Source organism: Acinetobacter sp. FDAARGOS_559, from assembly GCF_003940475.1.
GTDB lineage: Bacteria > Pseudomonadota > Gammaproteobacteria > Pseudomonadales > Moraxellaceae > Acinetobacter > Acinetobacter baumannii.
The window spans coordinates 3,573,795-3,600,543 of the sequence record NZ_RKJG01000005.1 but is presented as its reverse complement, the minus strand read 5'-3'; the positions used below and the strand labels follow the sequence as shown (position 1 = coordinate 3,600,543).

At 39.6% G+C, this 26,749-nt stretch carries 29 protein-coding genes and 1 other RNA gene; 13 read left to right on the top strand and 17 right to left on the bottom strand.

What is annotated here, in order from left to right:
- Position 1 precedes the first annotated feature (1 nt).
- Positions 2-709, bottom strand: a complete 708-nt coding sequence (locus tag EGS71_RS18970) for a BON domain-containing protein (RefSeq protein WP_000919366.1) — start codon at positions 707-709, stop codon at positions 2-4.
- Positions 710-789: 80 nt separating this feature from the next.
- The gene (locus tag EGS71_RS18965) at positions 790-1,191 is read right to left on the bottom strand and encodes a YraN family protein (RefSeq protein WP_000959396.1); all 402 of its coding nucleotides are present in this window, start codon (positions 1,189-1,191) and stop codon (positions 790-792) included.
- Between the two features lie 193 nt (positions 1,192-1,384).
- Here EGS71_RS18965 and rsmI point away from each other — a divergent pair, with 193 nt between their 5' ends.
- Positions 1,385-2,221 carry a 16S rRNA (cytidine(1402)-2'-O)-methyltransferase gene (gene rsmI, locus EGS71_RS18960; protein WP_001275994.1) on the top strand — a complete coding sequence of 279 codons (837 nt, stop codon included), beginning with the start codon at positions 1,385-1,387 and terminating at the stop codon, positions 2,219-2,221.
- 94 nt (positions 2,222-2,315) lie between these two features.
- On the top strand, positions 2,316-2,702 hold the full coding sequence (locus tag EGS71_RS18955; protein ID WP_000140378.1) for a hypothetical protein: 387 nt from the start codon (positions 2,316-2,318) through the stop codon (positions 2,700-2,702).
- 2 nt (positions 2,703-2,704) lie between these two features.
- On the opposite strand, the gene EGS71_RS18950 is transcribed toward EGS71_RS18955, so the two are convergent.
- Positions 2,705-3,595, bottom strand: a complete 891-nt coding sequence (locus EGS71_RS18950) for a LysR family transcriptional regulator ArgP (protein ID WP_000887367.1) — start codon at positions 3,593-3,595, stop codon at positions 2,705-2,707.
- 106 nt (positions 3,596-3,701) lie between these two features.
- Here EGS71_RS18950 and EGS71_RS18945 point away from each other — a divergent pair, with 106 nt between their 5' ends.
- Positions 3,702-4,304: a LysE/ArgO family amino acid transporter gene (locus EGS71_RS18945; RefSeq protein WP_000950251.1), complete on the top strand. Its 603-nt coding sequence runs from the start codon at positions 3,702-3,704 to the stop codon at positions 4,302-4,304.
- A gap of 58 nt (positions 4,305-4,362) precedes the next feature.
- Here EGS71_RS18945 and EGS71_RS18940 read toward each other — a convergent pair whose 3' ends face one another.
- The gene (locus EGS71_RS18940; RefSeq protein ID WP_000896587.1) at positions 4,363-5,004 is read right to left on the bottom strand and encodes a cation transporter; all 642 of its coding nucleotides are present in this window, start codon (positions 5,002-5,004) and stop codon (positions 4,363-4,365) included.
- A 65-nt stretch (positions 5,005-5,069) separates the two neighbouring features.
- Here EGS71_RS18940 and EGS71_RS18935 point away from each other — a divergent pair, with 65 nt between their 5' ends.
- Positions 5,070-5,471 carry a MerR family transcriptional regulator gene (locus EGS71_RS18935; protein ID WP_000058923.1) on the top strand — a complete coding sequence of 134 codons (402 nt, stop codon included), beginning with the start codon at positions 5,070-5,072 and terminating at the stop codon, positions 5,469-5,471.
- A 54-nt stretch (positions 5,472-5,525) separates the two neighbouring features.
- On the opposite strand, the gene EGS71_RS18930 is transcribed toward EGS71_RS18935, so the two are convergent.
- The 5 genes from EGS71_RS18930 to EGS71_RS18910 form a co-directional block, all read right to left on the bottom strand.
- Positions 5,526-5,777, bottom strand: a complete 252-nt coding sequence (locus tag EGS71_RS18930; RefSeq protein ID WP_000129799.1) for a hypothetical protein — start codon at positions 5,775-5,777, stop codon at positions 5,526-5,528.
- Between the two features lie 209 nt (positions 5,778-5,986).
- A complete protein-coding gene (locus EGS71_RS18925; protein ID WP_000005673.1) occupies positions 5,987-7,219 on the bottom strand; it encodes an FAD-dependent monooxygenase in 1,233 nt (410 codons plus the stop codon).
- Entirely contained in the window at positions 7,216-8,424 is a 1,209-nt protein-coding gene (locus EGS71_RS18920) for an FAD-dependent monooxygenase (RefSeq protein WP_001187356.1), read from the bottom strand. Before EGS71_RS18920 ends, EGS71_RS18925 begins: the two co-directional genes overlap by 4 nt.
- Positions 8,425-8,454: 30 nt before the next feature.
- Positions 8,455-9,777: a Xaa-Pro aminopeptidase gene (gene pepP / locus EGS71_RS18915; protein WP_002011347.1), complete on the bottom strand. Its 1,323-nt coding sequence runs from the start codon at positions 9,775-9,777 to the stop codon at positions 8,455-8,457.
- A 67-nt stretch (positions 9,778-9,844) separates the two neighbouring features.
- Positions 9,845-10,477, bottom strand: coding sequence for a UPF0149 family protein (locus EGS71_RS18910; protein ID WP_001150153.1), 633 nt, complete (start codon positions 10,475-10,477; stop codon positions 9,845-9,847).
- A gap of 64 nt (positions 10,478-10,541) precedes the next feature.
- Here EGS71_RS18910 and EGS71_RS18905 point away from each other — a divergent pair, with 64 nt between their 5' ends.
- The 9 genes from EGS71_RS18905 to EGS71_RS18865 all read left to right on the top strand — a co-directional run bounded on the left by EGS71_RS18905 (position 10,542) and on the right by EGS71_RS18865 (position 17,994).
- Positions 10,542-11,102, top strand: a complete 561-nt coding sequence (locus tag EGS71_RS18905) for a hypothetical protein (RefSeq protein ID WP_000893183.1) — start codon at positions 10,542-10,544, stop codon at positions 11,100-11,102.
- Entirely contained in the window at positions 11,099-11,383 is a 285-nt protein-coding gene (locus tag EGS71_RS18900) for a cell division protein ZapA (RefSeq protein WP_000003719.1), read from the top strand. Before EGS71_RS18905 ends, EGS71_RS18900 begins: the two co-directional genes overlap by 4 nt.
- A 93-nt stretch (positions 11,384-11,476) precedes the next feature.
- Positions 11,477-11,661: non-coding RNA, 6S RNA (ssrS, locus tag EGS71_RS18895), on the top strand.
- A gap of 150 nt (positions 11,662-11,811) precedes the next feature.
- The gene (locus tag EGS71_RS18890; RefSeq protein ID WP_025464987.1) at positions 11,812-13,185 is read left to right on the top strand and encodes a tyrosine-type recombinase/integrase; all 1,374 of its coding nucleotides are present in this window, start codon (positions 11,812-11,814) and stop codon (positions 13,183-13,185) included.
- A gap of 89 nt (positions 13,186-13,274) precedes the next feature.
- Positions 13,275-13,763, top strand: a complete 489-nt coding sequence (locus EGS71_RS18885; RefSeq protein ID WP_000718102.1) for a CC0125/CC1285 family lipoprotein — start codon at positions 13,275-13,277, stop codon at positions 13,761-13,763.
- Positions 13,764-13,878: 115 nt separating this feature from the next.
- Entirely contained in the window at positions 13,879-14,514 is a 636-nt protein-coding gene (locus EGS71_RS18880; protein ID WP_000332606.1) for an SOS response-associated peptidase, read from the top strand.
- 824 nt (positions 14,515-15,338) lie between these two features.
- The gene (locus tag EGS71_RS18875) at positions 15,339-15,836 is read left to right on the top strand and encodes a LexA family protein (protein WP_001289326.1); all 498 of its coding nucleotides are present in this window, start codon (positions 15,339-15,341) and stop codon (positions 15,834-15,836) included.
- Entirely contained in the window at positions 15,833-17,131 is a 1,299-nt protein-coding gene (locus EGS71_RS18870; protein ID WP_000679990.1) for a Y-family DNA polymerase, read from the top strand. The genes EGS71_RS18875 and EGS71_RS18870 overlap by 4 nt, the downstream gene beginning before the upstream one ends.
- 44 nt (positions 17,132-17,175) lie before the next feature.
- The gene (locus tag EGS71_RS18865; RefSeq protein ID WP_002011275.1) at positions 17,176-17,994 is read left to right on the top strand and encodes a hypothetical protein; all 819 of its coding nucleotides are present in this window, start codon (positions 17,176-17,178) and stop codon (positions 17,992-17,994) included.
- Positions 17,995-18,140: 146 nt separating this feature from the next.
- On the opposite strand, the gene EGS71_RS18860 is transcribed toward EGS71_RS18865, so the two are convergent.
- The 8 genes from EGS71_RS18860 to EGS71_RS18825 all read right to left on the bottom strand — a co-directional run bounded on the left by EGS71_RS18860 (position 18,141) and on the right by EGS71_RS18825 (position 26,728).
- Positions 18,141-19,724 (bottom strand): IS66-like element ISAba25 family transposase, encoded by a 1,584-nt coding sequence (locus EGS71_RS18860; protein ID WP_001094424.1) that lies wholly within the window; start codon positions 19,722-19,724, stop codon positions 18,141-18,143.
- Positions 19,725-19,798: 74 nt separating this feature from the next.
- Complete coding sequence (gene tnpB, locus EGS71_RS18855) at positions 19,799-20,134, bottom strand: IS66 family insertion sequence element accessory protein TnpB (protein WP_000619347.1); 336 nt, start codon at positions 20,132-20,134, stop codon at positions 19,799-19,801.
- On the bottom strand, positions 20,131-20,514 hold the full coding sequence (locus EGS71_RS18850; protein WP_001055589.1) for a transposase: 384 nt from the start codon (positions 20,512-20,514) through the stop codon (positions 20,131-20,133). Before EGS71_RS18850 ends, tnpB begins: the two co-directional genes overlap by 4 nt.
- A 103-nt stretch (positions 20,515-20,617) precedes the next feature.
- Positions 20,618-21,163: a glycoside hydrolase family 108 protein gene (locus EGS71_RS18845; protein WP_001019396.1), complete on the bottom strand. Its 546-nt coding sequence runs from the start codon at positions 21,161-21,163 to the stop codon at positions 20,618-20,620.
- 57 nt (positions 21,164-21,220) lie between these two features.
- Positions 21,221-21,445 carry a hypothetical protein gene (locus EGS71_RS18840; protein ID WP_000200152.1) on the bottom strand — a complete coding sequence of 75 codons (225 nt, stop codon included), beginning with the start codon at positions 21,443-21,445 and terminating at the stop codon, positions 21,221-21,223.
- On the bottom strand, positions 21,426-21,719 hold the full coding sequence (locus EGS71_RS18835; protein ID WP_000999698.1) for a phage holin: 294 nt from the start codon (positions 21,717-21,719) through the stop codon (positions 21,426-21,428). The genes EGS71_RS18840 and EGS71_RS18835 overlap by 20 nt, the downstream gene beginning before the upstream one ends.
- A 69-nt stretch (positions 21,720-21,788) precedes the next feature.
- On the bottom strand, positions 21,789-22,328 hold the full coding sequence (locus tag EGS71_RS18830) for a DUF4376 domain-containing protein (RefSeq protein WP_000217487.1): 540 nt from the start codon (positions 22,326-22,328) through the stop codon (positions 21,789-21,791).
- Complete coding sequence (locus EGS71_RS18825; protein ID WP_000994706.1) at positions 22,325-26,728, bottom strand: host specificity protein J; 4,404 nt, start codon at positions 26,726-26,728, stop codon at positions 22,325-22,327. The genes EGS71_RS18830 and EGS71_RS18825 overlap by 4 nt, the downstream gene beginning before the upstream one ends.
- Positions 26,729-26,749 lie beyond the last annotated feature (21 nt).

Genomic DNA, 26,749 nt, shown 5'->3' with positions numbered 1-26,749 from the left:
TTTATTGTGCAGAAGATGCTGGATCTGTTTGGTCCGGATCAATTGCAACAGGAGTTTGAACTGTTGGTTGAGCAAGAACATTATTAATTACTGGTGTAGTTGTTGCGCTGGCAGTACTCGCTGCCGGAGCAGGCGCTAAATCAATATTATCAATGAGCGTTACAATCTTAGTTACGTTACCGACATTTTGAAGCACATTGTTTAAGTCATTAATTTCAGCTGTGTTTAAACGCCCCATCACATATAAAACACCATCTTCGGTATGAACCAGTACTTTACTGTCCGATACTACTGGCGCTTTCATTAATAAAGCACGTGTATTTGCAGTTACCCCAGCATCTTGCATAATCGTGTTATAGCTTACTTTGTTACCCACCGTAATATAGTTATGTACGGCTTTCACATCACTCATGGCCTTAACGTTGTCTTCTGCCAACTGTTTTAAGTATGGGTCTGACACCTGTCCAGTTAACAATACTGTGCTATGGAAGCTTTCGATGTTAATACGAGATTGTTTAAAACGCTGATCAAGCTTATAGAGGTTAATATTCGCTGTACGCTTAATTGAAGAATCAATAAATACTTGGCCTAAGCTACGTACACCACTATCTGTTCCAACTGGAGCTGTACCTGTTCCACCAGAAATAAAACTTGCGCAACCTGACAAACTTGCGACACAAAGCGCTGTTACAGCAATACGTTTCAACACTCCACCAGACTCCTATCAATCTCTTCTTGGCTTGATCATAAAACATCGGTCTTTAATTTGCTCAAAAGAGTAATGAACTCTTAATCCAAAGTAAATGCATTTTCGATCCATTGCAGATCATAATGGAATTTCGAAAAGTCTTGCTGTACTGTTTTTGCAATTTTCTGTGGAAAATCAAAACAAATCACATCAAAACGACAATAAAAATCCTGATAAGATGGGTAGCGCTGTAAAAACCTCATCGCCGTCTTAATTATTTTTTTCTGTTTGCTCAAGGTCACCATTTCACAAGCTTGACCATAATTTCCCTGCCCTCGCGCTTTTACCTCAACAAAAATCAATTCGTTACCACGTTTTACAATCAGATCGACCTCTCCACGGCGTGAATGATAATTACTGGCGACCCATTCATAATTTTGTTCTTTTAAAAGTTTTAGTGCTGTTTGTTCCGCCCATTGGCCCAACTGCTGTGCAACTAACATAATTTTTTTGTTTCCCCAATTAAAAATGTAAATACTGTTAAAGCCGGTTCTATACCTTTTTATTTTTGAATTGAACAAATCAAAAGCAGATGTTTCGAAAAATAAAAAGCCTACTGACATTGTTCACGCCAAAAACATAATTTCGGGTACACTAACCCATTAAAATTGTTTATCTGTACGGAGTAAAAACCAAATGAGTGCTCAGTTATTTGTTGTAGCCACCCCAATCGGGCACTTAGATGATATGACTTTCCGTGCAATTGATATCTTAAAATCAGTTTCTGTTGTTGCTGCCGAAGATACACGCCAATCAGCTCAATTATTCAAACACTATAATATATCTACTCCACTTACCGCATGCCACGACCATAATGAAAGCAACAAAATTGAGCAGTTAGTTCAAAAGCTACTTGCTGGTGAAAATATTGCTTTGATTAGTGATGCAGGCACACCACTTATTAGTGACCCTGGGTTTAAACTGGTCCGTGCTGCTCAAGAAAATGGTATTAGGGTTGTACCTGTACCGGGTGCATGTGCTGCAATTGCGGCGTTAAGTGCTGTGGGCCTACCAAGTGACCGTTTTAGTTTTGAAGGCTTTTTACCATCAAAGGCTTCTCAACGTATTACGCAACTCGAAAAACTTAAAAATGAAACTCAAACCTTAATTTTCTATGAAGCCCCACATCGTATTTTAGAATGCGTAAAAAATATGGCTGAAGTATTTGGTGAAAACCGCCCTGTAGGTTTCGCGCGTGAAATTACCAAAACATTTGAAACGATCAAAAAAATGACCTTAAAAGATTTGGTTAGTTTTATTGAAAATGACCATAACCAAGAAAAAGGTGAAATTGTTCTTGTAGTTGGCGGTGCACCAGAAAAAACCGATCTGGAACAAGAAAAACTAGATGAGCTTTTAAAGCGCTTACTTCAAGATTTATCAGTTAAAGCAGCATCTCAACTGGCTGCTGATTTAACGGGTATTAAGAAAAAAGTCGCTTATCAACGTGCGCTTGAGTTAACACAATCTTAATTTATTAACTAAACGGTGATGACCAACGCCTATGTCATCACCTCGCATAAATTTTGCATAACAATATTAAAGATAAAAAAATAAGAGTATTGATATGACTGAATCACTTGGAAAACTTGGCCCGCATGAAGGACAAGAACTAGAATTATTACTTTCAGGCAAAAAACCTATCGCTTATTTTTATGAGTTATTACCCATTGAATTTATAAAGCATCTTGAACAAGGGTCTTTATCTATGATCAGTAAAGACATTGAAACTTCTCTGTCTCTCCCCTTTTCAATTATGTTGATCTATAAAGATGCGTCTTTAGCAGATTTGAATGAACTCATGTTATGTATTGAAAGGTCATTAAAAGCAACTCAACTTGAAGAGCGCCTAGAACTCGACCGTAGAATCGGACAACTTTTAGGTTACTCAGTACAAGATATAGAGTTTTATATTCAACACATTTCAAATCGCCATTTAAAAACCAAGATCTAAAATTATCTCAATATCTGTTTTGCTGATTCAACAATGGTCTCGGTCAGTACATCAAGTTGTTTCGACTGTCTTTTCCAGTGATGCCAATATAAAGGAACATCAAGTTGAGCCTCAGGCATAATATCAACAAGTGTTCCATTTTCGAGTAATGGTTGAACCTGAAGTTCAGGCACCATGCCATAGCCTAAACCTAGTTGAATTGCTTTAACAAAAGCATCTGTCGCCGGAATAAAACTATAAGGATAACTCTGCATCGGTAAACCGTATCCTTTTAATAAAACCTCTGAATGCATTAAATCTTTATGGTTAAAAATAACTGCCGGCGTTTTTCTTAAAACTTCTCGGTTAACTCCACCACTAAACCACCGATTTACAAACTCGGCCGATGCCAGCATTTTATAGCGCATTTTACCAAGAGGCTGAGCTAAACAGCCTGCCATCACCTGCTCTTCTGCTGTGATACATGCATTGACCTGCCCTGTTTCTAGCAAAGTATGCGTGTGTGATTGATCATCAATTTTTAGCTCTAACACTATTTTTTCTTTAAAAAGTGTTTGCTGAATACTGGGTAAAAGCCAAGTTGCTAATGAGTCGGCATTTGAAGCCAACGCAATTTTATAAAATTCTGATTCAGAAGATTTGCCCATTAAACCTTGTAATAGATTTTGCTCCATTAACCTTGTATGACGTAAATGCTGGAGTAAGGTTTGCCCTGCTTGTGTAAGTACACAAGGACGGCCACGTATAATTAAAATCTGACCTAAATATTTTTCTAGCGCTTGTACACGTAGTGATACAGCAGAGGGAGTTATACATAAGTGCTCTCCTGCCGCATCAAAACTTCCGACTTCTGCAACCGCCAGAAACGCTTCACATTGCTTACTATCCAACATACAAAACCTAAATTATTTTTAGCCAAACCTAAATATTCTTAATTTTACTTATTTCTTAATAAAAAGACAGATAATTCCCCCATCTGATTTTTTCTGCTTAATGGTTATGCTTTCTCTGAGTGTGTTTTTTAAAGGTTTAGGTATTGGTAGCGGCCTAATTGTAGCAATTGGTGCCCAAAATGCTTTTGTTCTAAAACAAGGACTTAAACAGCAATATGTATTTTGGCTATGTTTAATTTGTGCCCTGTCCGATTCAATTTTAATCGCCTGTGGTGTATTAGGTTTTGCCGAAATTATGACAGCATCACCCATCTTAATCACAGTCGCTAAATATTTAGGGGCAACGTTCTTATTCGTCTACGGTGCAAAAGCCTTCTATGCCGCATTTAAAACTAACCAAGGCATGGAGCTTGATAGCAGCCAAAAGCAGACTTTAACCCAAGCACTTATAACCTGTCTTGCCTTTACTTGGCTGAATCCACATGTTTATTTAGATACCATTGTACTGATTGGTTCGGTTGCGACACAGCTAGAAGATAAAATCAGTTTTGCCTTAGGTAGCATTCTTGCCTCTTGGATCTTCTTTTTCAGTCTAGGCTATGGTGCAAGATTTCTAAAACCATTATTTATCAATCCAAAAGCTTGGAAAATTTTAGATTTCATGATTGGTTGCGTTATGTGGAGTATCGCAATATCACTTCTCATCTAATGCATTCAAAAACAAAAAAAGTACCATGCTTACATGGTACTTTTTTATGCAATCAAAATTAAGCTTCTGAACCCAACATTAACTTTGATTGTTTTCTTTCTTGTAATGATTGCTTAATCACAGTATAACCCGAAGATACACCTAAATATGCAATAACAAAGGCTACGAACAAATCCGGAAATATAGTGCCTGTTCCAAACACGCCTACAGCTGCCAAAACAACAGCAATATTGGCGATAGAATCATTTCGACTACACAACCAGACAGAGCGCATATTGGCATCGCCATCGCGGAATGCATAAAGCATTAAAGCAACAGAAACGTTAGCAATTAAAGCGATTACCCCAATTGCCCCCATGACCATCGGTTCAGGTGAAACACCATGAAAAAATGACCAAACGACTTTTGCAATAACGAAGAACCCAAAAGCGGCCATCGTTATACCCTTAACAAGTGCTGCGGTTGCACGCCAGTAAAGGCTCATCGAAAGCACGACTAAAGACAGAGCATAATTTGCAGCATCTCCGGCAAAATCTAATGCATCTGCCCATAATGAAACAGATTGGGCTTTATAACCACCGACTATTTCAACGACAAACATGAGTGCATTAATTACAAGTGCAATCCATAACGCTTTTCTAAAGCGTGGGCTTACTTTCTTTGTAGGAGAGCAGGTTGAAGCACATCCACATCCAGCCATTTTATTTCCTCAAAAACTCTTTTATAGTGATTAAAAACCCTTGAGTAGCTCCAGAGTCAAGTCTTATGAGTCTTTCTATTGGTCAATTATCAAAAAAAGCGGATGTCCCGATCGATACTATTCGTTATTACGAAAAAGTAGGTGTGTTGGACCGAATTCAGCGCTCAGAAAATAATTATCGTGTTTACACAGATCAAACACTTGCAGACCTATTATTTATTAAACATTGCCGTGAATTAGATATTTCTCTCAGTGATATTAAAACGCTAAAAGAAATGAAAGCTCAGCCGAAACGGGCTTGTACGGAAGTCGATAACTTGGTGAATAAATACTTAATAGAAGTATCGGAAAAGATTGAGCGACTGTTGCTTTTAAAAGAAACCCTAATCGATTTAAAACAACACTGCTCTACCGACCGTACAGTAGATGAATGCGGCATTTTAAAAGAACTACAAAACCATCCTTAAATCATCATAAAACGGGCAATAAAAAAGCATCACTCAAGTGATGCTTTTTTAATATTAACGATCGCTATGTTCATCTGGTGGAACTTCTGTGATTCTTCCGCCACGAGCTAAAAACGCAGCGACTTCATCTTCCAACGCTTGGCGTTGTTTTTGTTTCGCAGTTACGGTAAGCGTTTCTGCTTCTGCAAGATCGGCATCAGTTAAGTTGCCTGCTTCTTCATCAGCTGCGCCACTTTCAGCCGCTTTGGCTTCATCTTCATCTACAGCAGAATCTTCTGCATCTTCATAATCATTGATATCTGTCATTTTTACACTCCCCACAATGATTTGTATTGCATCATCGCTATGGTCTTCAAGACCTCAGAAATTTAGCAATCTCTTTGCATTTAGCAAAGAGCCAAATTGGTCAAATCCGTATCTTTTCTGACCGAATTGGTAATGATATATAAATGATTGTTTAAAAAATATCTACTGATATTTATTTAGATCAGTAGAGCATAAACTTCGTAATTATTTTAACGACTATACTGGGTGTTTTGTAAAGCCCCTAAACCATTTGCTTGTTGCATAAAACGCTCTTTTAAGAACGAAATTTGTTCAACTTGCTTGAGTCCCACATTCCGGGCCCAAATCAATGGAAATAGCTCACTGCTTTCTAGCCAACCAATTGCCGACATACTATGCATCATCGCATCATTCTGTCCTTTACGGCGGTGTTCATAACGCATTAAGGTTTGTTCATGCGCCCATACACCACGACCTAAATCATGCAATAGTGCATCACAGAGTACCGCTGCATCTAAACAACCAATATTTACCCCTTGCCCAGCAAGTGGATGAATCACATGAGCTGCATCACCGATTAGGGCTAGGCCAGCTTTAACGTATTGTTTTGCAGCGCGCGCTTTTAATGAAAATTGTGCTCTTGAACGAACATCTAACACTTCACCCAACATATGTTGGCTTTCACGGGTTAGAAGTTGCATAAACTCAGCATCACTTAAAGCTGAATATTCATCGGCATAATCATCTGGCAGTGTCCAGACAATGGACTGCCTGTAGCCATTTTCACTTTCTTCAAGACTAGCCATCGGCAAATATGCTAAAGGCCCTGTAGGTAAGAAGATTTGACGGGCAACATAGTGATGAGGTTTGGAAGTCTTTATTGCACAGCTAATGGCTGCTTGCTTGTAATCTAGTACGTCGAGGTCAATAAAAGCTTGCTCACGTACAAATGAATTTGCACCATCTGCACCAATAAGTAGTTTTGTTTTAAGTGTCGTACCATCTGCCAATTGAATATGCCAACACCCAACTCCCTGCTCAATGCGAGTCACGCGAACTTGAGTGCGATAATCTGTTAACTGCTCAAGCATTTTTTGTTGAATAGCAACATTCAATACACTTGGCTCAACCATAGAACCCAAGGACTGTTCTGGTATTGGTCTTTGTACAGACTCATGGCCAAAATTAATTTCACCATAGCCATTTAAGTTCCACACCTGCATGCCTGTATAAGGCATTTGACGTGCCAGATCATCCCAAACATTGACTGTTTTAAGTAAATGGATGGTCGCTTGGCTAAGTGCTAAAACACGCGGGTTCATCACGCTTAATGTTTTTTCAACATCAAGTACAGGGGCAGCATCAAGCACGGTAGGCTGTACACCACCTTGTGCAAGTAATAAAGCAGTTAAGCCACCAACTAGTCCACCACCAACAATGACGACATCTAACACTTCACTCATGCTTTTAACCCCATTGCATAGTTCGCTACCAGTGGCTTAACACCCGGAATGACATCAAATGCAATTAATCCCGTATTACGGATTAATTTTAATAATGGGTTTTGGTTACTAAAGCCCCGAACTACGGTATCGCAGAATTTAATTACTCGCTGCTGGTCAGATAAACGGGCTTGTTCATAGGCAAGCAAATTATCTGGGTTACCAATATCATCAGATGTGCTTAACTGGTTCACTAAATAACGTAGCAACACATCTGCATCACGTAGGCATAAATTAAAACCTTGGCCTGCAACAGGATGAATGGTGTGTGCTGCATTACCCATTAAAATAACGCGTCCAACCGCTTGTTTATGCGCAAGCACTTGTGAAAGCGGATAGCTAAAGCGTTTACCCGTTTTTTCAAATTTACCCGCTCTGTCACCATAAGTTTTTTGCAAAGCATCTAAAAAGTGTTGGTCGTTTTCTTCACCCAACCACTCACCTTCAGTGCCTTTTTTAACAGGCCATACCACTGAGCGACGGTATTCACCCGGTAATGGTAACAAAGCTAAAGGCCCTAATGCACTAAAACGTTCAAACCCTACATGCTCATGCGGTTTTGAAGTCTGAACAGTCGTAACGATCGCAACCTGATCATAGTCGTGGACATCAACACCCACACCTATTGCTTGACGACAGAAAGAATCGCGCCCATCTGCTGCTATTAATAATTTTGACTCAAGCTTTAAGACTTCATCAGCACGCTGAGCTTCAATATGTACCTTTTCAGCGTCTTGAGTTAAAGCAGTTACTTGTACGCCATCAATCAGTTCAATTAAAGGTTGTTGACGTACTTGTGTTAACAAAACTCGACCAAGCCAAGCATTCTCAATGACTTGCCCAAAGCTTTCGACTTTCTCTTGTTCTGCAATTAAACGTGCTTTCCCAAAACTGCCTTGTTCAGTAATGTGAACTTGCAAAATTGGAGTGGCATGCTGTTGTAAGGCATCCCATAACCCTAACTTCTGATAAATCTGTACGCTACGACGTGATAAAGCCGTATTCCGCGCATCAAAACTGGAATGATAAGGGGCAACATTTTGATCATCATAGTTTGGGTATTTCACAGCTTCTAATAGCTTTACCGCGATATTAGCCTTCGCCAGCATGAGGGAAAGGCTCAAACCCACCATACCCCCACCTACAATAATCACTTGTTGTTGCATCGAGTTTGCTCCTTTGGCGAATACGTTTAATTATGCTTTAGCTTGTGCCATTAAATGTTCAATGTCTGCAATATCTTTAACCACGTCAGCAGTTAAAACTCGTGGGCCTTTTGACGTTGCGACCACATCATCTTCAATACGAATACCAATACCACACCATTTTTTATCTACAGTTTCATCATCTGGTGCAATGTATAAACCGGGTTCAACAGTAACAACCATGCCCTCTTCATATTGGCGCCAGTCGTCATCTTTTTTATAAGAACCGACATCATGTACATCCATACCTAACCAGTGGCCTGTACCATGCATATAAAATTGACGATAAGCTTCTGTTTCAATCAGCTCACTCACATCACCTTTGAGCAAACCTAAATCAACTAAGCCTTCCGTTAAAATATTGACTGCAACCTCATGAGGCTCACGGTATGAGTTACCTATACGTACTGCATCAATCGCCGCATATTGAGAGGCCAATACCACCTCATACAATGCTTTTTGTTCGGGGCTAAATTTTCCGTTTACAGGAAAAGTACGGGTAATATCCGATGCATAGAACTCATATTCACATGCAGCATCAATTAAAACTAAATCACCGTCTTTAAGAGCTTGGTTATTTTCAACATAGTGCAAAATACAAGCATTGGCACCGCCACCAACAATACTGTTATATGAAGGTACACAGCCGTTTTGCCCAAATATATAATTGAGCTCGGCTTCTAATGCATATTCCATCATGCCGGGGCGAACAGTTTGCATTGCACGAGTATGTGCCTTAGCACTAATTGTTGAAGCAATTTGCATCAGCTCAATTTCTTGCGGTGATTTAATTAACCGCATTTCATCAATAATGCGATCAAGTTGAACTAACTGGGCTGGAGCGGCTTCATGACGATGCTCGGCATTCGCTTTTTTGATCCATTGGCTTACTCTGGCATCAAATGCAGCATTGTGTCCGATTCGATAATAAAGACGCTCTTTATTTAATAATTTTTCAATAATTTCTTCATCAAGCAGATCAATTGCATAAGCTTCATCTGCTTCGTACTCTTCAATTGCGCCGTCAATTCCCGCACGATAACCATTCCAGATTTCCATCTCACGATTACGTTCACGGCAAAAAAGACTATAGCTATAGTCAGTAACGTCATCAAAGGTTTCAATGACAGCAACTGCCTCAGGCTCTGCAAAACCCGTCAAATAGAAAAAACTACTATCGGCACGGAATTTATAATCCGCATCACGATTACGGTACATTTCCTCACGCGTTGCAATAATCGCAATGCTGTTTGGACCCATTTTTTCTGCTAGACGGTTTCTGCGATGTTGAAAATCAGCTTGAGGCAATTTCATAATGATCTACTTGATTTAGAATTTTAAAGTCAAAAAATTAAACACAGCCAATAACACATCGCCTCAATTAACTTGGGCGATGTGGTGTAAACATTTCTACAATATTTTGATCTGCGGTGCCTACAGTAGAAGTTTTACTTTTTGCATAAAAGTTTTTCAACAATGAACTTTCAGCCACTGTTACTTTCTTTCTACCAATAGATAAGCTCACTGGAATAAGGCGTACAAATTCATACAATTCTTCGTAACTGCTTTCGCCTTCTTCATCGTTATCAGAGTCTTCAAATTCTACTGCTGCAACATCTTGCAAATGTTCGATCAACTCACGCTCATCTGTACGAACATGGCCCGATGCCAAACCAAAACCGAGCACAACGCCAGCACACCAATCTGACAATGCTTGTACACGGTCTTGAAGAAGATGTTCATCATCTGGAAGCATTGGTAAATAGTCCAATTCATCTTCCGATAATGCATGTGCTACATCTTCTGCTTCATCTGTTAAAAGAGCTAAAGCTTCTTCATTTAACTCAGGCACATTAAGAGTTGTTAAGATTTGTGTCCATTCTTCACGCGTAGGCGCTTCTGTCACACAAACAATACCTGTTAATAAACCATGTAACTCACTAGGGCTTGAAATTTCTTCAATTCCTTCAAAATGAGCGTTCCATTCTGTCCAGCCTGAAATATCGTCTTGCATTCGTTTATCCAATCTCTATACTTCGTATATATTACCTTTGATTGCAATTCTGTGCGACCTCGTTATGTTAGAACAATTACAGCGTCTACAAGCGCATATTGGCGTTTTAAAAACACGCTTACATCATCTAGAGAGTGAAAATTCTGCTCTCTCGGAAGCTAAAGAACTGGCTGAAACAGAGCATCACGCACAAGTTGTGCAAAAAAATAGCATCATCACTAAAAAACAAGAGGAAATTGAGACATTAACCGAGAAACTCACTCAGTTACAAGGCCAATTTCAACAATTGAATCAAGATGCTAACACACTTGCAGAGCGTTACAGCCGCCTAGAAAAAAGTACGACCGATTTAAAAAATCGTTTTCAGGAAATTTTGGCAGAGCGTAATGAATTACGCGTTACCAAAGAAAAACTTCAGTCACAGCAACGTCAAACTCAACAAGAGTTACACGACTTGCAGCAAGATCGTGACCGTTTGTTACAAAAAAATGAACTTGCCAAAGCAAAAGTTGAAGCCATCATTCAACGTTTAGCAATTTTAGGTACTGCTCAAGATCAACATGCGCAAGAAATTCAGCAACTTGCTCATCCAAATGCTGAAGCTGGTGAGGAGACACAATCATGAGTGAACAAGTCATGGTAGAGCTTCGGCTGATTGAACAAACTTTTAGGCTTGCAACGACTTCTGATAAAAGAGAAGAGCTTGAACGTGCAGCTGAGCTTCTCAATGAAAAATTCAATGATATGCGTCGTAGTGCCCCTCGTGTTGAGCATAATAAACTTGTCATCATGGTAGCTCTACAGCTTACTCAAGAAGTGTTAAGTTTAAATAAATCTTTGCAAGAATATGCGCATTGTGAACGTTTACTCCAGACTATTTTGGAAGATGTTGAACAAATAGTGTAAACAATTCGCATAAAGCTTCATCAAACGCAAAGTAAGTTTACAGTTCGATAGGCTCAGATGATTGCCAACGAAGTCAGATCAGTTATACTAAAGCTGTCTCTGGGATGTTCGCCAGCCGGTCTGATTCCCCTGAGCCGATATCATCTCTTTAGGATGGTGTTCTGCATATTTAGAGCGTATGCCTACCCCGAGTAGGAAACCCAGCAAGTATGCGTCACCTCCACCTTGAACTTTAGGGTTCAAGGGTAACGACATGCAGCGGCATCTTCGGAGCATTTATTTTTAATTAGATAACAACAACTTAAAATAAAATCCCCTACTTAAAACTCTCTTTTTTAATAGACTAATCCTTCAAAATAGACTCTTAATAGACTTCACAATTATTGTGTTGTATCGTTAGGTATTGCTTTGTATTGCTTAAATTAAAGATGGCTCAACACATTAAATTTACTAAATCAGTAATAGACTCTATTCCTTTGTCTGAAGAGAAACAAATCTTTTACAGAGATACAGTAACTATAGGATTTGGCTTATGTGTGGGCAAAACTAAAAGCTATTTTGCTGAAAAGAAAATGCCTAATGGCAAGTCTAAGCGTAAAGTTATTGGAAAACATGGCGTCTATACATTGGAACAAGCCAGAACTGAAGCTAAACGACTTCTTATCTTGATGGATGAAGGTGTAGATCCAGTTAAGCAAAAGCGTGAAATACGAGCCTCAGCAATTCAAAATGATGCCTTACAAAAGCTAGTGCCTACCCTTTCTGAAGCTTACCAATATTATAAATTGCGTAAAAAGCTGGCGGAAACATCTTTAATTGCCTATGACGGATGCATAGAGAATTACTTTAGTGATTGGAAAGATTTAAAACTTGATCAAATCACCAGTGCAATGATTATTGATCGTCATTTAAAGCTTTCTGAAGCAAGCCCTTCCCGAGCTAATCTTGCATCAAAATTTTTACATGCTCTCTTTAATCATACGATTAGCAGATATAAGGATGAGTCCGGGAATAAAATTCTAAATATTAAAAATCCTGTTGTAATCGTTAAAGAAGAAAAGGCTTTCAATAAGATTAAACGCAGAAAAGGCCACGTACGTGCGGATCAGCGCGAAGCATGGGCACTTGCAGTTGCTACCACTTACTGGATGGGTGAACAAAATAATGATTTCAGAGCGTACACAAACCAAGACTTTTTATTCTTACTCGCTTTAACTGGTTTTAGACGTAGTGAGGCTGAGGCTGTCGAATGGAAAAATGTAGATCTTCAGTTTGGTACCATCAAAATCGTTAACACCAAAAACCATGAGGACCTTTTATTGCCTATGGGTGATACCCTTTGGCACCTTATGCGTGAACGAAAAAAACGTGCCGGCAATAATAAATATGTCTTTACCGATAGAAATGGTGTTTCCCATATTTCAGACCGCCGAGCAGCACGTGAAAAAGTAACTGAGAATTCAGGTATCGAATTTACATTCCATGACTTGCGCCGCACGTTTGGTACTATTGCGAACAGCTTGGCCATAGGAAGCTATACGATTAAACGTTTAATCAATCACACTACAGATGATGATGATAACGATGTAACAGATGGCTATATTCAAGTTTCTTTCGATGATTTAAAGAAAGCTATGAATATGATTGAAGACGTGATTATTTCTGAACCGGTAAAAGCATTAATCAAAAGTCGCTTGTATTTCGAGAAAAACGAATCGAGAAATCAGGCTCAAGAATTAATTAACCACCACATTCAAGTGTTAGATAACTTTAAAATGGCAGGCCAAATTCTAGATTTTTAGAGCTCAAGTTTTAAGAAATCCTTAAGCAATTGAAAAATTCTTCTAAATAGTTAAAATTAATGTGACGCATTTATCACTTTATATAAATTATGAAAAAGATATTTTTAGCTGCTTTAGCAACAATTGGTTTACAAGCCTGTACTACACCTTATCAAGAAATGGGGGCTTCTGGTGGCGTTGAAGCCACTATTATTGATGATAATGTCTTTCAAGTACGCGCATCTGTAAATGGATATACCCATAAATCTATAGCAAACCAGTACGCATTACGTAAAGCTGCTGAAGTATCTAAATCTCTAGGGTGTAGTTATTTCTCAGCTATTAACAATACAAGCCAGAGTTATAATCAAAATATTTCTAAAGTTGATGCTGGCCTTATGACTACCTCAAATGGTGTCTATTATGTCTCAAGTGCTGGTACACAATATAAGTTAATTAAACCATCCAGAAACAATACCTATGTTTGCTTTAATGAAAAGCCAAACACTGTTTTGCCTGGTTTAATTTACAACGTTAAGTATGTTCTGGGTTCTCCAATGCCTACAGGTAAATTCAAAGTTCCGAATAGCTGGCGTTAAAGATATATACCATGAGGGTAAATAATAGCGTCTACAGCCTATTATTTACCCTCTTTTTATTTATATTAGTTATGATGGAAAAGTAATTTCGAAAATCATAAAGAGGTTACTTTATATGTGCGCGAACTACGAACCAATATCAAAAGACCGGGTACACCTACTAGATCTATTTGAACCGACATTCGACTATAAGAATGATGTTTATCCGGGTTATGACTGCCCTCTTATTTTTAGCAATAAAGGCAATCTTGAATGGCGCTCTGTGAAGTTTGGAATGATTCCACCTTGGAACCATGATTTAAAGTTTTCGAAATACACTTATAACGCTAGAACCGAGACAGTCGATAAAAAGCCAAGTTTTAGACATGCATGGGCTAAAAGCCAGTTTGCACTAATACCAGTTGAAAAGATCTATGAACCGAGATATGTGAATGGTAAAGCGGAAAGATGGGGAATTTATCGAGAAGACGGCTTACCTTTCACCGTAGCTGCTATTTACGATTCTACTATCATTGATGGGCAACAAGTTCGATCAATGTCAATGCTGACTATTAATGCAGATAATCACCCTTTTATGTCACAATTTCATAAACCAGAAGATGAAAAGAGATCTATCATCGTAATTCCTGAAGAGTATCGAGAAGATTGGTTGAACTGTAAAAAAGAAGATGCAGCTCAATTTTTCTTTGAGATACCAATAGGTGAATTTACTGCTGACTACTTCCCTAAAAATAAAATAGCTCCTAAATAAAAGACCCGCCTGCACCAGCAAACGGGTCTAAGTTTAGCTTATTTTTCAAAATCTTAACGAATCACAAAATCAGCGATCTGAACTAAATCAGCTAAGATCCCAATTAAGTGAAAGCATACGAATTTCAAGACTTTAAGTCTTAACATTACATTTCGCCTTTATTGCGGCGCTAAAATTCGTTGTTTGAATTTTCTTTAAAACAATGTCAATATATTCTCAATTGAAAACGGTTTAAGACTTAGTTTTAAATTTCGTTGAAAATTAAATTAAACAACGTTTAATAACGCGCTTGTTTAAATCCGCTGCTCGCTTTCGTCCTCGACCAAAATTTCGAAAGTGAGCAGCCCCTCCTAATGTTTTTATTCCTAGTCAAAAAAATCAACGAACAAATTCTCTTGCCAAAAATACATTAGCTATCTAGACAGCATGCTATCTCTTTGTATTTCTAAGCTTATAGCACGTATAAGAGCAGATCAATCTTGACTTTTTATTAATTTTTTATCTGTATGATTTGATAAGAAATAGCGTACCAAAGCTATAAAAAAACATTTATAGATAACTTTGTGGATAACTATAAAATCAATAACTTAGTACCATGTAGTTTTTGAAGTGACTCATTTTGTTATAATTTTCTTGTTAATTTTTTACTCTCTACTTCCAAATTTACAAAGTAATTTAATTTGAAGAATTTCCGACCAAATACACAATAAAAGACGTCAATTTTTGACTTCTACTTGTTTATCCACAGTTTTTTAAATTTGAATTTATGCTCATCTCTAGAATATCATCTTGAATATGTTACAAAATCAAGCTAGGGGAAGTCTATGAGCGAAATTGCACCATCCATTATTCAGATAAAACCGTACATCACACAAAGTATTGTTTTATCTGAAGCTTTATCATTTAAGCAAGTTGTACCGTCAACTCACATGCTTATCCCCTACGCACTTGAAAAGATTTCAGCAGGCTTCCCCAGCCCCGCACAAGATTATGTCGATAAAGCGCTCGATATGAATGAACACTTAATCAAAAATGCAACTTCAACATTTATTGTAAAAGTCGCTTCACTTTCGATGCTTAATGCTGGCATTGATATTGATGACGAATTGATTGTCGATCGTAGTCTTGATGCAAAGCATGGCGATATTGTCGTTGCACTAATCGATAATGAATTTACCGTAAAACGATTAATGATCGATGAAAAGGGAAAATGGCTAAAAGCTGAAAATCCGGATTATAAAAATATTTACCTTTCGGATGGCCAAGAATTAATTATCTGGGGTGTTGTTACCTGCGTAATTAAAATGATAAGAAAATCATGAAGCATGAGAACAAAGTCTTTTTCTTGATAGACGTCAACAACATGTACGTTTCATGTGAGAGAGTCTTTGACCCATCTTTGAATGATAAACCCGTTATTGTGCTCAGCAATAACGATGGGTGTGCCGTAGCTCGTAGTAATGAATCAAAAGCTTTAGGCATTAAAATGGGTGTGCCTCTTTTTCAAATTAAAGACATTGTTCAGCAACATAACGTAATTGTTCTTTCAAGCAACTATGCAATGTATGCAGAAATGTCACGGCGCTTTCATACGATCCTTGCTTCTTACGTAACTTCAGAAGAAGTTGAACCATACTCGATTGATGAGTGCTTTGTAGACTTTACAGCTTATGAAAAGAACTTTGATGTAGAGAAAGTTGGCCAAGAGATGCGCCAACAAATATGGAAGTGGTTAGGCTTGCCTGTTTGTGTCGGAATCGGCAGAAGTAAAACAGAAGCCAAGATTGCAAATCATATTGCAAAGAAAAACCCCGGCTTTAATAGTGTTTGTGATTTAGTGAATATGGATCCGTGCAATAAAGAATATTATTTCTCACTTATCGATGTTTCAGAGGTTTGGGGCGTTGGTCGCAAGCACTCAAAAAAGTTGCAAAGCATGGGGATTAATACGGTACTTGATTTAGCCTGTGCTCAACCTCGAGAAATGCAAAAACGTTTTTCTATCGTCATGGCCAGAACCATTTACGAACTACAAGGCATCTCATGCATTGAGATTGAGCACACCCCGCCCTCAAAAAAGCAAATAATTGCAAGCCGGTCTTTCGGTGGTCGTGTAACTGAACTAACGGATCTAAAAGAAGCTATCTCTATGTATGCTCAAGATGCATGTAAACGCTTGCGTGATGAAGGGCTTTTATGCGGATGTATGATTGCTTTCGTTCAATCAAATCCATTTGACCCCAATGTGCCGTTCTACAACAAATCAATCACAGGCTCGTTTTCTGAACCCACAGATTACGCGATAGATTTTGTCAAAGCAGCTACGAGGATGTTAAACGATATCTACAAAGAAGGAATTAAATATAAGAAGTGCGGCGTAGTACTGACATGTTTAGAGCCAAAGTCTGGCCATACCTATGACTTATTAACTGACTTTGAACAAATAGAGAAAAAGGAATGTTTGATGAAAGCTATGGATGGTATCCATAGTAAATTTGGAAAGAAAAAAATCGGGGTCGGACCATGCTTTGTCCCTGGTCGAAACTGGTCGATGAGTAGGGATAAGTTGAGCAAGAACCCATTTAGATGGGATGAGTTACTATCTATTAAAAATTGAATATTATTTATATACTTATAATAATTATTTTTTACAGAAAAATTATGCATATTAAAGATCTTATACAAACAGTTTTTCTTATTTGTAGTGTAGTTTCAATTATTCTTTTTGGTTTTATTTATTATTTAATGGTCGGTGAAAGTAATGCATCTATTGCACAGATAAAAGACTCATTAACCTTAACAGCTAGCTTTTTCGGAGGTATCGCAACATTAGCTACAGCATATGTTGCAGCGAGCTTATTTAATGATTGGAGACATCAAGCTTCTTTTGAACTAAAAAAAGAACATGTTAATGAAATATGTTATTTGCTAGCCTTAAGTTACGATGAACTCCATAAAGTTGAAGAAATACTGATCAATCTAAAAAAAGTTAATAAATATAAAATTCTTTCTGAAGACTTTTGCACGTTTAAAGCTAATGACTTAAGAGATGAATTTTATAGAAAACAACTGAATGTCAAAATATTAGATAGATTGAATCATAATTCGAATTCAATATTTAGTATTTATTCTATCTATCAAACTCATTTTACATATTTAATCGAAAATTTTAGTCGCATCCAAGAATCATATACTAAATATTACGATAAGTTTAATAGTGAAATCAGCAATTCTGAACGTACACATATCATGAACACTCGAACATTTCCGGAATATGTCAACCCAAAAGAAAAAAACAATGTAGAGGTTGGTCTTTTAAATGTTCATATTAATTTTCCCGTTAAGTTTATAGGTAATAATGAACTATATGAATTTGAAAGTATTTATGAATTAATAGAACGAATGGATAATATATACAAAGAACTTGAGAATCATCTACTTGATTCAATAGATCTTACAAAGATGAAAAAGCCCTTTTAAAGAGCTTTTGCACATATCCTAACACTTACCTTGTTATTGATCGTATGAGCTGTGCACCCTGATAATAGAATGCACAGCAATGTAATTGTGAAAGCTATCTTTGAGCGTCTGCAATGTAAGCGTCCGCTGAATCCCATACCTATTTTTTAATTCGATTTAGGTTTCCAGCAGTGCGGCAGTAACTCTTCAATCTGGGTCACTTTATGTGTCGGTAACCTTTTCAGCACATCACTTAAATAGGCATACGGATCCAGCCCATTCAGCTTTGCTGACTGGATTAAAGTCATGATGTTTGCCGCTCGCTGACCACTGCGCAGCGAACCTGCAAACAGCCAGTTCTTGCGCCCCAACGCCCAGGGACGCATCTGATTCTCTACCCAATTGTTGCATATCGGTAGATTGCCATCATCCAGATAGCGGCTTAAGGCTGGCCAACGCTTCAGAGTGTAATTGATGGCCTTGGCGGTGGGAGAACTCGATGGCACTGTCAGATGATGTTGGTTGAGCCATTCATATAGTTGTTGCATCACTGGTTGACTATGCTGTTGTCGGTATTCGCGGCGGTCTTCCGCTGTACCATCGGTCTTTTTCCTGAGTTCTGCTTCTATCGCATACAGTTTCTGAATCAGCACCAATGCCTGTTCAGCGACCTGACTTTTCCCGGTCACATGCAGTTCATGGAATTTACGACGTGCATGGGCCATGCAGCCGACCTCTATGACCTGGCCTGATTTAAAGCGTGCTTTATAACCACTGTAATCATCACAGACTAGATTGCCCTGCCAGCCTTTCAAGAACTCTGCAGCATGCTGGCCTGAACGACTATCCTGAAAGTCATAGATCACCGCCTGAACTGGATTGTACTGTGTGGTGGCATAGGCCCAGACATAACCTTTCTTCGGTTTTTTCTCATTCTCACCCATCCGCATGATGGTGACCGGTGTTTCATCTGCATGCAGCACCCGCTGTTGCAGCACCACCTCTTTTAAGGCATTGGCCAGAGGTTCCAGTTCTACACCGCAGCGACCTATCCAGTCAGATAAAGTTGATCTAGAAAGTTCGATTCCCGCCCGCTGATAGATCAGACGTTGACGGTACAGCGGCAAATGATCGGCATACTTCGATACCAGCACATGGCTGAGCAATTCAGGTGAAGCAATGCCTTTATCAATCACATAGGCGGGCATCGCTTGCTGAGTCAGAGTGTCACACTGATCACAGACCCATTTACCACGCACATGCTGTTCCTTATAGAACTGTGCCGGTCTGAAATGCAGTTTCTCACTGACATCTTCGCCGATACGACGGAGTTGGCATCCACAAGTGCATTGGGTTGATGCAGGTTCATGCTCAATACGGATGGTGTGTAGATGATCTGGCAGTGGTCGACGTTTAGGTTTATTGGTTTTGGCTTTCTGTGTCGCTGCATCGGTTTTATCTGCATTTAATCGTTCTAATTCCAGATCAACAGCAGCAATATCTTCTTCAACCGCTTCATCCCATAGGTGGATTTGTTTTGCCGTTAAGTGTTCATTCTTTTGGGCGAATTTGTGCTTTTTAAACAGCGCCAGTTCATGCTCGTATTTTTGATTGAGAATAGAAAGATGTTGAACTTTGGCATCCAATTGTTGGTTTGATTGTGCTAGAGACTGATGCTGCATCGCCAACTGTCTGGTGAATTCCAGCAGTTGTTCATGGGTCAGTTGGCTTAAGTCAGGCAGCGTATTCATGACCGCAGTATGCCTGAGGTCATGAAGAGAATGAAATAGAACGTTTGGAGGATGGCAGAATGGTCGAGCTTGGTTTAGAGCATATTCACCACTTGCTGCAATCCAATTCTCTGCCAGGGCAAACCTTGGATTAATGCCTGTAACTGTTCCGGGCTGAGGGCCACGGTTTCACCTTGGTGAACTTGAGCCCAGTGAAATTTACCCTGTTCCAAACGCCGGGCACACAGCCAGATGCCCAGTCCATCATGTACCAACACTTTCATACGATGACCACGTTTATTACAGAACAGGTAGGCGCAATGCGGTTTGATGTAGCCAAAGGCTCTCACCACCTGAGCCATGACAGTATCCATTCCTGCTCGCATATCCATGGGCTGGGTAGAGAGCCAAATTTCATTGATACGGATCATGTTGCCAGTGCCTTGAGTAATTCTGCCAAGGCAGGTATTTCTGATGTCTGCCATTTTAGCTGAATATCATTATTCGTATGAGGCACGGTGATACACAACGTGATCCTCTCATCAATAGGTTGGCTGATTGCAGCAGTGTAAGGCAAAGCAATAAATGCTGGATTCACATGAGTAGGATCCTGCACGGCACCCTCATGATGGCTGAAGATCCTGATCCAACGACTGACAAGGTTGGCATTAATACTATGTTGCAGTGCGACCGAAGCGATCGAGGTATTAGGATTTTTACAGGCATTGACAATACTGAGTTTGAATTCTTTGCTGTATGTTCTGCGTTTTTTAGCAACAGGAGGTGTTGCTGAATATATATCCATGTTCATGGATTAAGTCCCCACTTGTTTTTAGGTGGGAACTAAATTAAGGCTTATAGGACCGCTTGGTAAGGCTGTGTTAGCCGGATGCTTACTCTGCAATAAAAGACTTTCATATAACAACCCGATTGGCGATCCAGCCATAGAAAAACTGCTCTTGGCTTTTATTTCGCTCACAAATCTCGATATAGCGCTGACCTTGCATAATGTTGAGAACTCGAACCAGGACTTTCTCACCCTCTTTGCCACGTTTAGCCAGATATGTTTTAAGAGCACCTAAGGTATTAGAGCCATACACGCCATCCACTTTCAAATCTGCATATCCAGCTTTTCCTTGGTTGTTTAGTAAGTTCAAAGCTCGTTGTAAAAGAGGTTTTGCAAAGCCGGTACCGCAATTCACACCAGTATCTAAAAGCTCTTCAGCTACCGCAGAGCTAAGAGTATTCACCTGATCAAAACGTGGCTCTATCCAGTACTGTTTCCGATAAATTGCTTTGGCCACATCAAGCGGTAAATCTTTCATATTGCCCTTATAGCCGTTTTCACGTGCTACAGCTTCAGTAATACCGAACTTTGTTGCACCGCCGCGATCAGCTGGGTTATTTACATAACCGCCCTCACGCTGAATTAATTCATCAAGATATTTTTCAATGTTCATTTCGGTTTCCTTCAGATATAAAAAAACCGCCCGAAGGCGGTATAAAGATTTAGTAAATTACAATTGTTTGGTTTCTTCGGTTTTCTTTTTCTTTTCTAGTTCTGAACTTCCGAAGTAATAGCCACACGCCATAGACATCGCCCCCGCAATAAAACCCAATGCTGTATTTAAAAGAGTGCTATTTTCCCGTGGCATTTCCACAAAAAATAAAGCAATCACCAATACAAACATTAATCCCACAAGAGCAAATGAAAGGTATGCTCTAGTCTGTTCGCTTGTCATCTGTTTCCCCTTCTAAGCGTTTCTTAGTTAGCTCATATTGCTTGGTTTGAAGCTCATGAATCTCGTTCTTACGCTTTTCATCACGGCGCTTAAAATAGAGATTAGTAAAATAGGTCGCTAAACCAATTAAGATTGAAAAGACAACAGCCCAATCAATTTTGCCAACTACACCAATCAAGCTGCCCCCTACTACATAGCCATAAGTGAATTTTGTTGCAGTTGCGGCAGCTGTACTTGCAGCTGCTTCAACTACACTATTTGTCTGATCGTTCATGCATGCTATCCTCCAGATCGTAGGCAATAAAAAAGCACCCAGTTGGGTGCTATCTAAGAAATTTCTAAATTAAAAATTTACTGCTTCAATTTCTTCATATGTCAAAGCAGTTTCAATTTTCTGTCGTGCAATACGCCCTCTTTCATGAATGTTATTAATGTGCACTGCAAGTGCTGTTTTTAAGTCAATCAATTGATCAGGACTAAGATTAACAACTGAATTGTCTTTTAAAGTCCACTCAACTGATACGCCGAGCAAAGCTGCAGTAGCGATTCTTAATTGAGAATTAGGATCTGAATCATAAAGCTTATTTTCAAACTCAAAACCGCCAAACTCATACTGATCCCGAATCTGTTTGATTTGTTCCCATTTGTGCCTTTTCACCTCTTCTAAAGATCGATTATCGACCCACTTCTTAGTTTCATAATCGAAGATATGATATGGCGAGGGTTGAGCAGGCATCTCTACCCACCCACCCTGATAAAACATATTTGGATAAGGAGGATCATCTAAAGCTACACACCCCTCCGGAGTATTCAGCTTGATCATCTCTTCATTACCAAAAATATGTCCAATAACTTCACCATTCTTTGAAACTAATACCGTCACTTTTTAAGCTCCAATGTTGATAAAGATGACATGGTGATTATTGTAGGAGCTTCGGCAAAGCCACCTTGAGCTTCAAATGAGCCATAATAAATATTGGAATATTTAGTGATATAGGCCAACTGAAGCACTACTGTTTTTGTACCGGTGGAAGCAGGTAGGATATAAACAGGTGTCGCAGTAACTCCAATAAACCGGATTGTATTGCTCCCTTCATAAAATGTTGGGTATATTTCCTGAGTGTATGCAACAGTACCATTTACTAATACCCGACAAGCCAATGTCACACATTTCAAGATGTTGTAGGAGGATGGATATTGTGTAAGTCTGACCTTACAATCAAACACAAACGATCCATCAATCCTTAACTTCCCTCCTTGCGTCTCTACATTCAGGGTAATTAGATCTTGTGTATAGGCAACCGAACCCGCCATTGAATTAGAAACAGCAAAATAAAACTTACGCTCTGATTGATTAATTACTCCAGAAGGGACAGTGACTGCTTCATCTTGAATTTTTAAAGTATCTACTGCTCCGTTTTTAATGTGAGCATTATCAACTTCAATATCACCCAAATCTGCACTAATAGCACTTAAGTTTTCAGCCCAGATTCGATTCGCATTGATATACCCAAAACTACCATTATCGACATACAAACCACGCGGAATAACAGTGCCATTAGGCAGAGTCACAGGCTTATTCTGTAATGTCATCAAGGGTTTTGGCTCAATACCATCTATACCCACCGGAGTACCAAATTGAATGCAGTCATAGTTAAAAATGAAAGTAGAAGTCGTACCATCATTCATTGATCCATGACCTGAAACATGGCCATTTACATCGAACTTAGTAAACTGCTGAGCATAGATGCCATCTACACTTTCACTGACATTTTGAATAGACGCACTATTCTCACCGACTTTAGTTTGCAACGTTTCCGTTACTTTTATCGTTGAAGAAATAGCACTTGAATTTGCCTCGAGCTGGCGCTTGAATACGGCATTGTTCTCATTCATCTGAGCAGAAAGCTGTTCAGTAAGTTTAGCTTGGGCCAAATCACCTTCGATACGAGCAGATTGCTCTGACCATACGCCTGCATAACCTCCTTCATTTCCAATTAAGTCAGATTCTGACCCGATCAACGGAGGATTGATTTGCGCGTAAACTCCATCAATCCTTGTAGTTTGGGCAATAACTTTGTCATCTACATTCTTAATATCAGACTTAACTTGCTCAAGTGCACCAGTTGAAGCTTTATCGTCAAGCTCAAGATTAATTGAATCAATTGCTTCAGCATTTGCAGCTGACTGCTCAACTGCAACTTGTGCAGATTGGCGTACAGTTGCAAGAGCACTGTCATTACTTGCGATATACGTATCAATCTTTTGAACTGTTACTTTATCGCCTTCAATTCGCGCTTCAACTTCTTGCCGTGCGTAAGCACGTAAATCATTAACTTCAACAACTGTCGTATCAATACGCTTACTAAGTGCCAAGTCTCCTTCGATCATTGCCGATTGAACAGACCATGTGCCAGCAAAACCTTGATCGTTACCAATCAGATCAGACTCAGAGCCAATTAAAGGTGGATTTAACTGTGCATACACGCCATCGGTCTTTTCAGCAACAAGTGAGAGTTCATTTGCAACAACACGAATATCTTCCTGAACCGCCGCAAGACCATCATCACTTGATTTCTTGACCGTTTCTACAACTTCAAGAACACTTTCATCACCATCAATAATTTGCTGTGAAAGGCCATCTGAAGCTTGCTGAATAGCGTTTTGTCGATCAATGACTTCTTGTGCAATCCGATCTTTCGTATTTTGTATATCTTGCTTAATTGGACCAATTTCAGCGTCAATAGTCTCAATATGATCAATCCTGGTTTTAAGATCCTGATTGAGCTGAGTTTCACTGATTTGATCGTTCAAGAGCTCAAGAACATCTGTTGCATCGGCAGAAGTTGTCGCATGAGTCCAATCCGACCATGGCCCAATGTTTCCAATCCGGTCAATCAAACGACCACGGAACCAACGTGTTAAATTTGGCTGCATTCCCTGAATTTCGTGCGTATCTGTTGGATAAGCAAATAAACCAAGCTGTGCAGCGTTAGCACCATTCGCTGTACTTGAAATTTCAATTTCCGTATAAGCGGTATCAAGTGCGCCAACCGCAGGAAAATTCCAGTTCAAGCGATAACCGAACAGGATACCTGTCGCTGTAATGTTGGCTAAAGCAGGCGGCAAGCCTTGTTTTCCGGTCAGTGAAGTCAGAATTGAATATGTTGGCAGTGAAGCAATATCAAAGGCTGAAATTGCTGTCACACGCGCTTCATAATTACCAGCATAAATGCCTGACACTTCAGCTGAGTTATTTCCGGTAATCGGTAATTTAATCCAGGTGCCATCATCCTTTCGCCATTCCACCTGGTACTTGGTTGCACCTTGTGCCTGTGGCCATGAGATAACCATGGTTTCCACTGCAAGACCTTGTTGCACCATAGTTTCAGAAGTGATTGATACAGACTCGACAGGCGCTTGAACAGTTGGATTAATAATTGAAATCGGACGCTCATCAATAAAAGCACCAAAATCAATCGCATCATATTTTGCTGACTCGTATTGCAAGCCAGTGATTGAAAACTGATGTTTGTCGTCTTGAGTAATACTCATGACGCGAAACTTCATGGTTTTTAAGTCTTGAGCATCAACGACCCAAACATTTTCTGGTGCAACCGCATCAAAAGCCGTGGTTACAGTGATATTGCGACCATTTATAGATGACACAATTCGCGCTTGTGCTTTACCATCTTCACCGTTTACAACAAGCCGGTCACCCGCACGACACACCACATCATCACGATCCAGAGTAATGACTTTGCGGTCGGCACTGACAGCAGAAATACGACCGCCATTGGCACGACCTGCAAACAGTTCATCTGCGATTTCAATCACACGGCCCGGCTGTGGAATATAACCATCCAAACCAACTTTAAAAGATACAGTGCGAGTTTCTAATTGCTCAGACTTTAGCGCCCAAAGACCTGCACGCTGTGCCTGCCCTTCTGATGTGCAGCCCCATGCATCAATTTCAGCAATACGTACACCGAGCTTTGCAATAGCTGCTTCATCACGCACATACACATATTCAGTTTTATAGTGATTTGCTGGGTTATCCCAAGCTACTTTTGCAACTGTGTGTCGATCACGCGCACGAGTGCCTGAATACTCAAACAGACCATCAATCACATTGGCGCGTGTGTAAGTAAAGTAAGTGTCTTGCGGAATATCAGCATCACACACAATGGAATTGCCATCCCAGTATGAAATCGCACGGAATACACCTGCCAGTTTGCTGAGAATTACATAAGCATCTTCGGCGGATTGCAGATAAACGTTGCAGGTAAAACGTGGCTCTTTTCCGCCTTTGCCATCATCAACCATCTGGTCGCAATACTGTGCAAGGCGATATAAAGACCATTTATCCAGCATTGCAGACGTTAAGCGGTCGCCCAATGCATAGCGCTTTGATGTGCAAATGTCGTAATAAATCCACGCAGGGTTATTGGTATAAGCGCGTTTAAATGTACCATCCCACATGCCTGCATAAGTGCGTGCAACCGGATCATAATTTGATGGAACCTGAAGCTTGATACCTTTTAAATCCACAGCAATTTTTGCGACATTAGAGAAAGTTTCAGCGTCATATTGCAGACCGAGTAAAGCTGTATTTGGATAACTCAATCTCAGGTCGATAACTTCAGTCAGCGCATCCACATACATCTTGTCACTGATATATTCTGATGTTGAGTTCGGTGTGATTCTACGGACACGGATCGTCCAGCCGGTATCGGCCTTAGGTAAATCAATCCGGTGTGAGCGCTCATAGTTTGCAGAAGTTTTGTCAGCGATTTGAGTATTTAAAACCTCAGTCCATGTGCCACCATCAGTTTGTAGATCAATCGCATACTGAATGACGATGCCTTTTACATCACCATTTTCAGCATTCTGCTCACGTAGCGGCCCCCACTTGAAGCGTAAACGGATTGCATCCAGATCAGTATTGGTGAGTGAGCGAACCCAAGGCGATTCAGACTTTAATTCAACATTGATTGCAGTTTCAGAGGAGATATCTGGAAAGCCTTCGATATGAGTCTGGTCATTAGTACCATGGCGAAAATCAGCCTGAACATCTTCAAAGTTCCAGCCGCCAGCCGGATTTTGTAGCGGAGTTTCTTCCAGATAAACCGATTGCAAACCATTGGCCAAGCCTTCAACTTCACCCTCAGATAAACCATATAGAATTTTAATATAGGTTTTAGATTGTGCTGAGTCGGGTGCAATCACTGGCTGTCTTGATTTGCCCTGCCCTGCCTTTGCGCCTTTAATTACTGCGTTCATACTTTTCCCTAAACAATAAAA